The sequence below is a fragment of the Mycobacterium ostraviense genome, assembly GCF_002705925.1.
Classification (GTDB): domain Bacteria; phylum Actinomycetota; class Actinomycetes; order Mycobacteriales; family Mycobacteriaceae; genus Mycobacterium; species Mycobacterium ostraviense.
The window spans coordinates 4,155,465-4,168,503 of the sequence record NZ_NKRE01000001.1 but is presented as its reverse complement, the minus strand read 5'-3'; the positions used below and the strand labels follow the sequence as shown (position 1 = coordinate 4,168,503).

The 13,039-nt window shown below is 66.0% G+C and carries 11 protein-coding genes and 2 pseudogenes; 9 read left to right on the top strand and 4 right to left on the bottom strand.

Features of this window, described 5'->3' with window-relative positions; all coding sequences use genetic code 11:
- Positions 1 to 101 (top strand): annotated as a pseudogene (gene esxL / locus CDN38_RS19540) (type VII secretion system ESX-5 protein EsxL); the annotation flags it as partial.
- Positions 102 to 166: 65 nt separating this feature from the next.
- On the opposite strand, the gene CDN38_RS19535 reads toward esxL, so the two are convergent.
- From CDN38_RS19535 to CDN38_RS19520, 4 genes and pseudogenes are all read right to left on the bottom strand, one after another.
- Positions 167 to 460 carry a PE/PPE C-terminal domain-containing protein gene (locus CDN38_RS19535; RefSeq protein WP_180276357.1) on the bottom strand — a complete coding sequence of 98 codons (294 nt, stop codon included), beginning with the start codon at positions 458 to 460 and terminating at the stop codon, positions 167 to 169.
- Between the two features lie 67 nt (positions 461 to 527).
- On the bottom strand, positions 528 to 917 hold the full coding sequence (locus CDN38_RS19530; protein ID WP_075509742.1) for a hypothetical protein: 390 nt from the start codon (positions 915 to 917) through the stop codon (positions 528 to 530).
- 56 nt (positions 918 to 973) lie between these two features.
- Positions 974 to 1,318 (bottom strand): zinc ribbon domain-containing protein, encoded by a 345-nt coding sequence (locus tag CDN38_RS31055; RefSeq protein WP_306316108.1) that lies wholly within the window; start codon positions 1,316 to 1,318, stop codon positions 974 to 976.
- A gap of 147 nt (positions 1,319 to 1,465) precedes the next feature.
- Positions 1,466 to 1,920, bottom strand: a pseudogene (locus CDN38_RS19520) (PPE family protein); the annotation flags it as partial.
- A gap of 327 nt (positions 1,921 to 2,247) precedes the next feature.
- On the opposite strand from CDN38_RS19520, the gene CDN38_RS19515 reads away from it, so the two are divergent.
- The 8 genes from CDN38_RS19515 to CDN38_RS19480 all read left to right on the top strand — a co-directional run bounded on the left by CDN38_RS19515 (position 2,248) and on the right by CDN38_RS19480 (position 12,809).
- On the top strand, positions 2,248 to 3,021 hold the full coding sequence (locus CDN38_RS19515; protein ID WP_036401838.1) for a response regulator transcription factor: 774 nt from the start codon (positions 2,248 to 2,250) through the stop codon (positions 3,019 to 3,021).
- A 7-nt stretch (positions 3,022 to 3,028) separates the two neighbouring features.
- On the top strand, positions 3,029 to 4,543 hold the full coding sequence (locus CDN38_RS19510) for a sensor histidine kinase (protein ID WP_075509048.1): 1,515 nt from the start codon (positions 3,029 to 3,031) through the stop codon (positions 4,541 to 4,543).
- 219 nt (positions 4,544 to 4,762) lie between these two features.
- Positions 4,763 to 4,852 (top strand): hypothetical protein, encoded by a 90-nt coding sequence (locus CDN38_RS19505; protein ID WP_063469208.1) that lies wholly within the window; start codon positions 4,763 to 4,765, stop codon positions 4,850 to 4,852.
- Positions 4,852 to 6,522: a potassium-transporting ATPase subunit KdpA gene (gene kdpA, locus CDN38_RS19500; RefSeq protein ID WP_099319131.1), complete on the top strand. Its 1,671-nt coding sequence runs from the start codon at positions 4,852 to 4,854 to the stop codon at positions 6,520 to 6,522. The genes CDN38_RS19505 and kdpA overlap by 1 nt, the downstream gene beginning before the upstream one ends.
- A gap of 4 nt (positions 6,523 to 6,526) precedes the next feature.
- Positions 6,527 to 8,641, top strand: a complete 2,115-nt coding sequence (kdpB, locus tag CDN38_RS19495; protein WP_075509050.1) for a potassium-transporting ATPase subunit KdpB — start codon at positions 6,527 to 6,529, stop codon at positions 8,639 to 8,641.
- Positions 8,642 to 9,553: a potassium-transporting ATPase subunit C gene (locus CDN38_RS19490; protein ID WP_075509051.1), complete on the top strand. Its 912-nt coding sequence runs from the start codon at positions 8,642 to 8,644 to the stop codon at positions 9,551 to 9,553.
- Entirely contained in the window at positions 9,541 to 12,132 is a 2,592-nt protein-coding gene (locus CDN38_RS19485; RefSeq protein WP_233027212.1) for a DUF4118 domain-containing protein, read from the top strand. Before CDN38_RS19490 ends, CDN38_RS19485 begins: the two co-directional genes overlap by 13 nt.
- Positions 12,129 to 12,809 carry a response regulator gene (locus CDN38_RS19480; RefSeq protein WP_075509053.1) on the top strand — a complete coding sequence of 227 codons (681 nt, stop codon included), beginning with the start codon at positions 12,129 to 12,131 and terminating at the stop codon, positions 12,807 to 12,809. Before CDN38_RS19485 ends, CDN38_RS19480 begins: the two co-directional genes overlap by 4 nt.
- Positions 12,810 to 13,039: the final 230 nt, after the last annotated feature.

Here is a 13,039-nt window from a genome sequence, read left to right as displayed (position 1 = left end):
AGGTGATCTACGAGCAGGCCAACGCCCACGGCCAGAAGGTCCAGGCCGCCGGCAGCAACATGGCGCAGACCGACAGCGCCGTCGGCTCCAGCTGGGCCTAGAACCGACAACAACAAGTGTGGCCGCACACCGGTAGGTGTGCGGCCACACTTGTGTGCATCCAGACCTATCCGCCCATCGGCGAATGGGGAATCACCGACGAACGGACCCCGACGCGCTGAACCGCGCCGTCGGCCTCGCGCCCGACCATGCCTCCGAGCGGCAGCCTGGACAGCTGGCACCCCCCATTTGCCGCGGCCGGGACGGCGCTAAGCTGGGCTTCCGGCACCGCCACGGCGCCGGCCGGGGTCACCGGTGCCGCCGACAGCGTTTCGGCCCAGCTCGGCGGCACCGACAACGTCCCCAGCGAGGCCGCTTGGCCGACGCTCGCCGACGCGGCCGGAGCGCTTATCGTCGGCACGCCCGCGGCACCTACGGGCCTAAGCCGCCCGATTAAGTCAACTCATCGGCCCCCAGGTAGTCGAGTCCTACGCCGAAGAAGTCCAGCCCGACACCACCGCCGTCCAAACCGACCAGACCGACCGCGTCCATACCCAGCCCGGTCGTATCCTCGGCCAGTCCCAGCTCGCTTCCCGGCCGGTCAACCCCGTCGCCGCCCCCTCCAGAGCATCGACACTGTTGCCCGCGCCCTTGAGCGCGCCCTTGCCGGATACGCCGGTGAGACTCGACAGGGCGGTGATCGGCTCGCCGGCCCCGGACGACGCCACCGTCGCCGCGTTTCCCGTGGCCGCCGACGAGAGCACCCCGGTCGATGGCCCCGGCGTGGCCATCCCTTGCAGCACCTGCGGAACCGCGGACAACGACGACGTCATGGTCTGCGCATCGGCGCCGGCCGAGCCACCGACGGTGTTGCTCACCGCGGACTTGTCAGCCCGCCGTTACCTGAAATGTGAGTGTTTGTATGACTGGCATTTCAGGCAGCCCGTCCTTTCGGGCGGGCACTCCGTTCAGAAACGGTTCCGGTTTCATTGCCACCCGCCGTGCCCGAAGGCTGGGTCTTACGGTCGGCTCCACCGGTAACGACGCCGGTACTCGGCGCCGTAGCCTTGAGCGCATGACGCGCCAAATTGATAGCGGCGTTACGGTCTCGGTCGATCACAAGGCCGCAGTGCTCGCAGTGATACCCCCGTTCGGCCAGGTGCAGTTTGGTTTTCACCACACCACAGCCGGAACACATTTTTGAGCTGGGCAACCATCTGTCGGCTTTGACCAGATGCGATCCATACCAGCGTGTTTTGTAGTCGAGTTGGCGAAACATCTCCCCAAGGCCGGCATCAGCCAATCCCCGGTTGAATGTGATCGGACAAACGCTGGTCGCTCTCCGGCTTGACCCACCCAGCGCGTGGCACGCGATTAGAATAACAAGCGTGTCATCTTAAGTAAACGGTATTGGGCCTAGCTAGGAGTACATCGCGGCGGCATCCTGAGCCCACATCTCGCTGTAGTGCGCCTCGATGGCCGCGATCCCCGGTGTGTTCTGCCCGAAGATATTGGTCGCCACCAGGGCCGCCAGCTCGGCCCGGTTCGCCGCGATCACCGGCGGCGGCACCGTCATGGCGAACACCGAATCATAGGCGGTCGCCGCAGCCACAGCCTGAGTGGCCGCTTGTTCGCAGCCGGTGGCGGTCGCCCTCATCCATGCCAGGTACGGCCCGGCGGCGGGAGCCATGGACATCGACGCGGGCCCGGCCAGGACTGCGCCGTGACACTCGACACTACCGACTCGTAACCGCTTGCCGCGGAGCGCAATTCGGTTGCCAGATCCTCCCATCCGACGGCCGCGGCCAGCATCGTCCCCGGCCCCGGCCCCGCATACATGCGACCGGAATTGACTTCCGGCGGCAGTCCCCCACAATCCATCGTGTATGCCTCCCTGTTTTGTGTCACCTGTCCTCGCCCAGCCGGCGTGGCTTGGGTATCGCCGGCGTGACCCGCGCCGGAATGACGGCCGTCGGTACCGAGCTCCGCATTCCTTAGCCACGGCAACCGCCGAACCGCGAAGCATTGTGAAGTGGGCAGGCGGGCGCCCGATAACCCATACCGACAAAATGCATATCAAACACTTGCACACAACACATATACGCCCGAGGCCCTGTTGGTAGCGCCGGATGTGGCCGGGCATAGCTACATTTGAGGTTGTTATGAGCCCCGTGACGATCCCATGTGAGCTTGACAGTATGGGGAATCATGACCGCAATGACCGGACAACCGCGCAGTCAACGTCCGCGCCAAGCCATCCTGGGGCAGCTGCCCCGCATTCACCGTGCCGACGGTTCACCGATCCGGGTTTTGCTGGTCGACGACGAGCCGGCGCTGACCAATCTGGTCAAGATGGCGCTGCATTACGAAGGCTGGGACGTCGAGATAGCCCACAACGGCCGGGAAGCCATCGCCAAGTTCGAAAGAATCAGCCCAGACGTTCTGGTCCTGGACATCATGCTGCCCGATGTGGACGGGCTGCAGATTCTGCAGCGGGTCCGCGAATCCGACGACTACACGCCCACCCTGTTCCTGACCGCACGGGATTCCGTGATGGATCGCGTCACCGGTTTGACCGCGGGCGCCGACGACTACATGACCAAGCCGTTCAGCCTCGAGGAACTGGTCGCCCGGCTGCGCGGACTGCTGCGCCGTTCCAGCCATCTGGCGCCCCCGGCCGACGAATCCCTCAAAGTGGGCGACCTCAAGCTCGACGCAGCCAGCCGGGAAGTCACCCGCGGCGGGACGCCGATATCGCTGTCGTCGACCGAGTTCGAATTGCTGCGGTTCCTGATGCGCAATCCGCGCCGCGCACTGAGCCGCACCGAGATCCTCGACCGGGTCTGGAACTACGACTTCGCCGGACGCACCAGCATTGTCGACCTCTATATCTCGTATCTGAGGAAGAAGATCGACGCTGACCGCGAGCCGATGATCCACACCGTCCGCGGGATTGGATACATGCTGCGACCAGCGGAATGAGCCGGCAGTGACCGGGGACCGCAACACCCCTCGCTGGTTTCCCCGATCGTTACGCGGGCAGTTGCTACTCGGCGTGCTGGCCGTCGTGACCGTCGTGCTGGTGGCCGTCGGCGCCGTCTCCGTACTCAGCCTGCGCGGTTACGTCACCGCGATGAACGACGCCGAGGTCGTGGAGTCCCTACATGCGCTCAGCCACGCATACGCCAGATACCGCAACGGCGAACACACCTCGATACATACCGGCACACCCCCGGTATCCCAGGCGCTGCTGGAATTCACCGGGCAAACCCCGGGCAATCTCATCGCGGTGCTGCGCGACGGGGTGGTCATCGGCTCGGCCGTCTTCTCCGAGGACGAACCACAGCCCGCGCCGGCCGACGTCATCCGCGCCATCGAAGGCCAATCCTGGGACGACGGCCCCTCCCGGGTCGAAACGCTGGGCAGCCTGGGTTCCTACCAGGTTGCCAGCCGCGCCGCCGGATCCGACCGGCTCATCGTCGGCGTCTCGCTCAACCTCGCCGACCAGATCATTTCCCGCAAGAACATCACCACCACCGTGCTGGTCGCGACGGCGCTGGTGATCACGGCGGTACTCACGGCCTGGGTGGTCGGATATGCCCTTCGGCCGTTGCGTCGGCTCGCCGCGACCGCCGCCGAAGTCGCCGCGTTGCCGCTCGCCGGCGAGGACCACCGGATCGGCGTGCGAGTCCGGCCGGAAGACACCGACCCGGACAACGAAGTCGGCATCGTGGGCCAGACCCTGAATCGATTGCTGGACAACGTCGACAGCGCGTTGCAGCACCGCGTCGAATCCGATCTGCGGATGCGGCAATTCATCACCGACGCCAGCCATGAGCTGCGGACCCCGCTCGCCGCCATCCAGGGCTACGCGGAGTTGACTCGTCAAGACAGTTCGGCCCTGCCCCCCACCACCGAATACGCGTTGGCACGCATCGAGTCGGAAGCCCGGCGGATGGCGTCACTGGTTGACGAACTGCTGCTGCTGTCCCGGCTGGGCGAAGGTGAAGACCTGCAAACCGAAGAGCTCGACTTGACCGACCTGGTCATGAACGCGGTGAACGATGCGACGGTGGCTGCGCCGAGCCACCGTTGGGTCAAAGACCTGCCCGACGAGCCGGTGTGGGTCAACGGCGATCACGCTCGGCTGCATCAGCTCGTCAGCAATCTCCTCACCAACGCCTGGGTGCATACCCCGCCCGGTGTCACCGTGACCACGGCGATCACCTGCCATACCGACGCGACCGACGGGTCATACGCCGAGCTGACGGTGAGCGATGACGGACCCGGCATCGACCCCGACGTCGTGCCCCATCTGTTCGAGCGGTTCGTGCGCGCCAACACGACGCGCTCGGGTGAGGCGGGCCATGGATTGGGCCTGGCCATTGTCAACTCGATCGTCAAGGCGCACAACGGCTCGGTGACCGCCGAGTCCGCGCACGGCCACACCGTCTTTCGAGTCAGACTGCCGATGATGGACGGGCCAGGCGCGGACACCGGATAGCCCCAACGCCGCAACGGCCGCAAAACTCGCGGGTGGCGCCGTAAAGAAATCGTTAAGGCCGCTCCCGGCCGGTTTCGGTCACGCCTAGCCTCTGTCTGGCCCTCTACCGGAGAGCGGTTCTCGTTGCGTGTCGAGAAAGACAGATATGTCCGTGGTGGTTTACCTGGCGCTGACCGTGGCCGTCTTTGCCGTGCTGAGCGCATTGCTGAAGTTGGACTTGTGAGCACCGCCAACGCCGTCGGTCTGGCCCTTGCGGTGCTCGTCGCGCTGCTGCTGGTTGCGGCCCTGGTGTATCCGGAGAAGTTCTGATGAGCGACGGCACCGCAGCGGTGTTGTTCCTCGGGCTGCTGGTCGCCGCTCTGGCGGCGGCACACGTCCCGCTCGGCGACTACATGTACCGGGTTTATTGCGCTGAAAAGCACTGGCGCGCAGAGCGATTCATTTATCGATTGGTCGGAGCGGACCCCGACGCCGAACAGACCTGGGCCGCATATGCCCGTAGCGTGCTGGCGCTTTCGGCGGTGAGCATCATATTCCTGTTCGCCCTGCAGCTACTGCAGGACAAGCTGCCGCTGCACCTTGCCCATCCGGCCACACCGACGACACCCGCGCTGGCGTGGAACACTGCGGTCAGCTTCGTCACCAACACCAACTGGCAGGCGTATTCCGGCGAATCGACCCAGGGGCATTTGGTGCAGATGGCCGGCTTGGCGGTGCAGAACTTCGTGTCCGCCGCGGTCGGCATGGCCGTCGCCGTGGCCTTCGTCCGCGGATTCGCCCGCAACCGCACCGGCGAACTCGGCAACTTCTGGGTGGACCTGGCGCGTGGCACGCTGCGCATCCTGCTACCGATCGCCGTCGCCGGCGCGGTCGTGCTCGTCATAGGCGGCGTCGTGCAGAACTTTCATCTCAACGATCAGGTCGTGACCACGCTGGCCGGGACCCCGCAGACCATCCCGGGCGGTCCGGTCGCCAGCCAGGAGGTGATCAAGGAGCTCGGCACCAACGGCGGCGGCTTCTACAACGCCAACTCCGCACACCCCTTCGAGAACCCGACCGCCTGGACCAACTGGGTGGAGATCTTCCTGCTGCTGGTCATCAGTTCCGCGCTGCCCCGCACCTTCGGCCGGCTGGTCGGCAGCAAGAGGCAGGGCTATGCGATCGCGGCGATCGTCGCGGTGATCGCCGCCGTCAGCGTCACCACCATGCTGCTGTTCCAGGTGCAGCACCACGGCACCGTGCCCACGGCGGTGGGTGCGTCGACCGAAGGCATCGAACAGCGCTTCGGGGTTGCCGACTCGGCGGTCTTTGCCGACGCCACCACGCTGACGTCCACCGGTGCCGTCGACTCGACGCACGACTCCTACACCAGCCTGGGCGGCATGATGACCATGTTCAACATGCAACTTGGCGAGGTCGCGCCCGGCGGCACCGGCTCCGGCCTGTACGGCATCCTGATCCTGGCCGTCATCACCGTGTTCGTCGCCGGGTTGATGGTCGGGCGGACCCCGGAATACCTGGGCAAGAAGATCACGCCGCGGGAAATGAAACTGGCCGCCGGATACTTCCTGGTGACTCCGCTGATCGTGCTCGTCTGCACCGCCGCCGCAATGGCGCTGCCCGGCGAGCGGGCCGGCATGGCCAACACCGGGCCGCACGGGCTGTCGGAGGTGCTCTATGCGTTTACCTCCGCGGCCAACAACAACGGCTCGGCGTTCGCGGGTCTGACGGCCAATACGGTGTGGTACAACACCGCTTTGGGCCTGGCGATGGTCTTCGGCCGATTCCTGCCGATGATTCTGGTGCTGGCGCTGGCCGGTTCGCTGGCCCGACAGGGGACCACCCCGGAGTCGGCCGGCACCTTGCCCACCCACCGGCCGCAGTTCGTCAGCCTGGTGGTAGGGGTGACGGTCGTCTTGGTGGCACTGACCTTCCTGCCCGCGCTGGCGCTCGGGCCGCTCGCCGAAGGGATCCACTGAAACAGTGACGCGCACAACCACTTCGGCCAAACACCTGCTCGATCCGGCGCTGCTGGTGAAGTCGCTACCGGACGCATTGCGCAAGCTCGACCCACGCACCCTGTGGCGCAATCCGGTGATGTTCATCGTGGAGATCGGCGCCGGGTGGGCGACGATTCTGGCGTTCGGCGACAACACCTGGTTCAGCTGGCTCGTGGTGTTCTGGCTCTGGCTGACAGTCACTTTCGCCAACCTCGCCGAAGCGGTCGCCGAGGGGCGCGGCAAAGCGCAGGCCGACACCCTGCGAAAAGCCAAGGCCGACACCATCGCACACCGGCTCAGGGATTGGTCACCGGGCGCGCTGGACAGATGTGCCGCCGTCCCGGAAGACATCGCCGCGCCACTGCTGCGGCCCGGCGACATCGTGGTTGTCGCAGCGGACGAAGTCATTCCCGGTGACGGTGACGTGGTGGAAGGCATTGCCTCAGTGGATGAATCGGCGATCACGGGCGAATCCGCACCGGTGATTCGGGAATCGGGCGGCGACCGCTCCTCGGTGACCGGCGGGACGACCGTGCTGTCGGATCGCATCGTCATCCGAATCACCCAAAAGCCCGGTGAGAGCTTCGTGGACCGGATGATCGCGCTCGTCGAGGGCGCCAACCGGCAGAAGACTCCCAACGAGATTGCGCTCAACATCCTGCTCGCGGCGTTGACCATCATCTTCGTGTTCGCGGTGGCCACGCTGCAGCCGCTGGCGATCTACTCCAAGGCCAACAACCCCGGTGTGCCCGACACCTCGGCCCTCGGCGCCGATGGCATCAGCGGCATCGTGCTGGTCGCGCTGCTGGTGTGCTTGATTCCCACCACAATCGGGGCGCTGCTGTCGGCGATCGGCATCGCGGGCATGGACCGGCTGGTGCAACGCAACGTGCTGGCGATGTCCGGACGGGCCGTCGAAGCCGCCGGTGACGTCAACACCCTGCTGCTGGACAAAACCGGAACCATCACCCTCGGCAATCGGGAGGCATCGGAATTCATTCCGGTACACGGGATCAGCGCCGCGGAGCTCGCCGACGCCGCACAGCTGGCCAGCCTGGCCGACGAAACGCCGGAGGGACGCTCCATCGTCGTCTACGCCAAACAAGCCTACGGATTGCGCGCCCACACACCGGGGGATCTCGACGACGCCTGCTGGGTGGAATTCACTGCGGTGACCCGGATGTCGGGTGTCGACCTGGACGGGCGAAAGCTGCGCAAGGGAGCGGCCAGCTCGGTCGCCGAATGGGTACGCGGCAACGGCGGCGACGTTCCGGCCGAACTTGGGCAGATTGTCGACGGCATCTCCGCTGCCGGGGGAACCCCGCTGGTGGTGGGCCGGGTGGATCACCGAAAGGCGCGGGTGCTCGGCGTCATCCACCTCAAGGACGTGGTCAAGCAGGGCATGCGGACCCGGTTCGACGCGATGCGCCAGATGGGAATTCGCACCGTGATGATCACCGGCGATAACGCGTTGACCGCCAAGGCAATTGCGGACGAGGCCGGGGTCGACGACTTTCTGGCCGAGGCCACACCCGAGGACAAGCTGATGCTGATCAAGCGGGAGCAGCACGGCGGCCGCCTGGTGGCGATGACCGGCGACGGCACCAACGACGCGCCGGCGCTGGCCCAGGCCGATGTGGGGGTGGCGATGAACACCGGCACCGCCGCCGCCAAGGAGGCCGGCAACATGGTGGATCTGGACTCCGATCCCACCAAGCTCATCGAGATCGTGGAAATCGGTAAGCAACTGCTGATCACCCGCGGGGCGTTGACCACATTTTCGATCGCCAACGACATCGCCAAGTATTTCGCGATCATCCCGGCGCTGTTCCTGGCGCTGTTTCCCGGCTTGGATCTGCTCAACGTGATGCGGCTACACAGCCCGCAATCGGCGATCCTGTCCGCGGTCATCTTCAACGCCGTCGTCATCATCGCGCTGATTCCGCTGGCATTGCGCGGTGTGCGCTATACGCCCAGTCGTGCCTCGAAATTGCTCAGCCGCAACCTCTACCGCTATGGAGTGGGCGGGCTGATCGCGCCGTTCATCGGGATCAAGGTCATCGACCTGGTCGTCCAACTACTGCCCGGGATGTCGTAGATGGTTCGCCAATATTGGGCCGCACTGCGGGCCCTGCTGGTTTTCACGGTCATCCTCGGCTTCGGCTACCCGCTGCTTGTCTGGTTGGTGGCGTGGCTTCCCGGGCTGCACGACAAGGCGCAAGGTTCCATGGTCGATGCCGGCGGTAAGCCCGTCGGCAGCAGCCTGATCGGACAGTTGTACCTCGATGCCGCCGGGCGCCCGTTGCCGCAGTACTTCCAGGGACGGCCCTCGGCGGCAGGTGCCGGATATGACCCGTTGTCCAGCGGCGGCAGCAATCTCGGGCCGGAGAGCATCGTGGATATTCCGGCCGACCCGGCAAAACTGGCGGCGGGCGCAAGTGCAGCCGACGCTGGTTTCCGGCCGAGTCTGCTGACCCAGGTGTGTTCGCGCAGTGCGGCGGTGGCGCGATTCGAGGGCCTGGACCAGGCGGGGGGATCACGGCCATTCTGCACGCCGGGCGGTGTCGGAGCCGTGCTGTCGGTGATCGGTCCCCGCGATCCGCGCGGCAATGTCGCGCACCCAGTCCGAGTCGTCAGCGTCAACGAGCCGTGCGCCGCCGGCAGGCAGCCGTTTCTGGACCGCTACGAGGGCGTGCCGGCCCAATGCGCGACGTTCGGCGAGAACTACTCGCTCGGCCAGATCGTGCCCATCCGCGGCGCGGCTCCGGAGGTCCCGGGGGTTCCGCCCGACGCCGTCACGGCCAGCGGCAGCGGGCTGGACCCGGACATCTCCCCGGCCTACGCCGAGCTGCAGATTCCCCGGGTGGCCAGGGCACGGCATGCCAGCCAGGATCAGATACGGGCGCTGGTGGCGCAGACGGAAAGCGGCCCCGCCCTCGGCATCTTCGGCCAGGCGAGCGTTGATGTGCTGCGGCTCAACCTGGAACTCGACCGCAGATACCCGGTCTAGCGTTGCGGGTGGATGATGGTTGTGTGAGCGCCGTCGACCCTCCTCGCAAACGCGGAGAACTCCGCATCTATCTGGGGGCGGCGCCGGGAGTCGGCAAGACCTACGCGATGCTCGGCGAAGCACACCGCCGGTTGCAACGCGGCACCGACCTGGTGGCGGCCGTGATCGAAACCCACGGACGCACGAAAACCGCTGTGCTGCTTGACGGCATCGAAATCATTCCGCCGCACTACGTCGAGTACCGCGGTACCATGTTCCCCGAACTCGACGTGCCCGCCGTGCTGGCGCGCCGTCCCCAGGTGGTACTGGTCGACGAACTGGCCCACACCAATACCCCGGGCAGCAAAAACCACAAACGCTGGCAAGATGTCGAGGAGTTGCTCGATGCCGGGATCACCGTGATCTCCACGGTGAATATTCAGCATCTGGAAAGCCTCAACGACGTCGTCGCCCAGATCACCGGCATCCAACAGCAGGAGACCGTGCCGGATTCCGTCGTGCGGCAGGCAGCACAGGTGGAGCTCATCGACATCACACCGGAGGCGTTGCGCCGCAGGCTGTCCCACGGCAATGTCTATGCACCGGCCAAGATCGACGCGGCGTTGTCCAACTACTTCCGCCGCGGAAACCTCACCGCACTCAGGGAACTCGCACTGCTGTGGCTGGCCGACCAGGTGGACACCGCGCTGGCCAAGTACCGCGCGGAGAACAAGATCACCGACCTGTGGGAAGCGCGCGAACGCGTCGTCGTGGCCATCACCGGCGGTCCGGAGTCGGAGACGTTGGTGCGGCGGGCGTCGCGGATCGCATCGAAATCCAGTGCCGAGCTGATGGTGGCGCACGTCATCCGCGGTGACGGGCTAGCGGGTCTGTCGGAGGCACGAATGAGCAAGATCCGGGAGCTGGCCGGCAGCCTCGACGCCTCGCTGCATACCGTGGTCGGTGACGACGTCGCCGACGCCCTGCTGGATTTTGCCCGCGAAATCAACGCCACCCAGTTGGTGATCGGCACCTCGCGGCGGACTCGATGGGCGCGTCTCTTGGAGGAGGGTATCGGCCAGGCCATCGTCGAACGGTCCGGCAAGATCGACGTGCACCTGGTGACTCACGAGGAATCCAAGCGCGGCTTGCGAACCACCCCGGTCGCACCGCGGGAACGACGAGTGGCGTCCTGGCTGGCGGCGGTCATCGTTCCCTCGCTGATCTGCGCGGTCACCGTGACCGTGCTGGACCGCTATCTGGACACCAGCGGCGAAAGCGCGCTGTTCTTCGTCGGAGTCCTCGTGGTGGCGCTGCTGGGCGGTGTTGCCCCGGCGGTACTTTCGGCGGTGTTGTCCAGCCTGCTGCTGAACTATTACCTGACCGATCCGCGGCACACGTTCACCATCGCCGAACCTTCCGCGGCCGTGACCGAAGCGGTCCTGCTGCTGGTCGCGGTCGCGGTCGCGGTCTTGGTCGACGGTGCGGCCAACCGAGCCCGGGAAGCCCGCCGCGCCGCCCAGGAGGCCGAACTGCTGACCTTGTTCGCCGGATCGGTGCTGCGCGGCGCAGACCTGGAAACACTGCTGGAACGAGTGCGGGAGACGTACTCGCAACGCGCGGTCAGCATGTTGCGCGAGCGCGCCAGCGAAGACCGTACCCTCAGTGAGGTGGTGGCCTCCGTCGGCAAAGACCCCTGCACCACAGTCGATTCTGCTGACACCGCGATCGAGGTCGGTGACGACGAGTTCTGGATGCTGATGGCCGGAAAAAAGCTGTCCGCGCGGGACCGCCGAGTACTCAACGCGGTGGCCAGACAAGCCGCGGGTCTGGTCAGACAGCGGGAGATGGCCGAAGAAGCCAGCCGGACCGAAGCGATCGTGCGTGCTGACGAGCTGCGGCGCTCGCTGTTGTCCGCGGTCAGCCATGACCTGCGCACCCCGCTGGCGGCGGCCAAGGTCGCAGTGTCCAGCTTGCGCGCCCACGACATCGCCTTCTCCCCAGCGGACACCGCCGAATTGCTGGCCACCATCGAAGAATCCATCGACGCGCTCACCGCACTGGTCGGAAACCTGCTCGATTCGTCGCGGCTGGCCGCCGGCGTGCTACGCCCGGACCTGCAGCGGGTGTATCTGGAAGAAGTGGTGCAGCGCGCGTTGGTGAGTATCGGCATGGGCGCCACCGGCTTCTACCGGTCGGCGATCGACCGCGTCAAGGTCGACGTCGGAGGCGCCGTGGTGATGGCCGACGCGGGCCTGCTGGAACGGGTTTTGGCCAACCTGATCGACAACGCGCTGCGCTATGCGCCGGACTGCGTCGTGCGGGTCAACGCCGGCCGGGTGGGCGATCGGGTGCTGATCAACGTCATCGACGAGGGTCCCGGAGTCCCGCCCGGAACCCAGGGCCAGATCTTCGAACCCTTTCAGCGCCTTGGTGATAACGACAACACCACCGGAGTCGGTCTGGGAATGTCGGTGGCCCGCGGTTTCGTCGAAGCCATGGGCGGCACGGTCCAGGCCGCAGATACGCCGGGAGGCGGTCTGACCGTCGTCGTCGACCTGGCCGCGCCGCCCGCTTGCGGGGGAGCGCGGCCAGAATGACCCGCGTGTTGGTGATCGACGACGAGCCGCACATCCTGCGGGCGCTGCGCATCAATCTGACCGTGCGCGGCTATGAGGTGATCACCGCCTCGACCGGCACCGGTGCGCTGCGCGCCGCCGCCGAACATCCGCCCGACGTGGTGATCCTGGACCTCGGCCTGCCCGACATCTCGGGCATCGACGTGCTGGCCGGTCTCCGCGGCTGGCTGTCGGCTCCGGTGATCGTGTTGTCGGCGCGCACCGATTCCTCCGACAAGGTCGAGGCCCTGGACGCGGGCGCCGACGACTACGTCACCAAACCCTTTGGAATGGACGAGTTTCTGGCCAGGTTGCGCGCGGCGGTGCGCCGCAACGCCGCGGCGTCGGAGGTAGATCAGCCGGTTGTCGAAACCGACGCGTTCACCGTCGATTTGGCCGCGAAAAAGGTCACCAAGAACGGTGTCGAAGTGCATCTGACCCCGACCGAGTGGGGCATGCTCGAGGTCCTGGTCCGCAACCGGGGCAAGCTGGTCGGCCGCGAGGAACTGCTCAAGGAGGTCTGGGGACCCGCGTATGCCACCGAAACCCATTACCTGCGTGTGTATCTGGCGCAGCTGCGGCGCAAACTGGAAGATGACCCGTCGCATCCCAAGCACCTGTTGACGGAGTCCGGAATGGGCTACCGCTTCGAGGCCTGAGTCCCAGGTGCCACAGGAGTCACTGCCCGGGGTGACCCTCGTTGTGCCCAGCTCAATCGGAAATTCGAGATGCCACGAATGCGGCTGGTCAACGATGTCTTCGTGCGCAGTCTTACTAAGCCGCGCATAAGTAAGGCGACACACGGTGTACGGTGCACCGTCTTTCCGGGGCGGTCGTGTTGACTTATTACTATGCGGGACAACGATGGTCGTAAGCTCGACCATGCCAC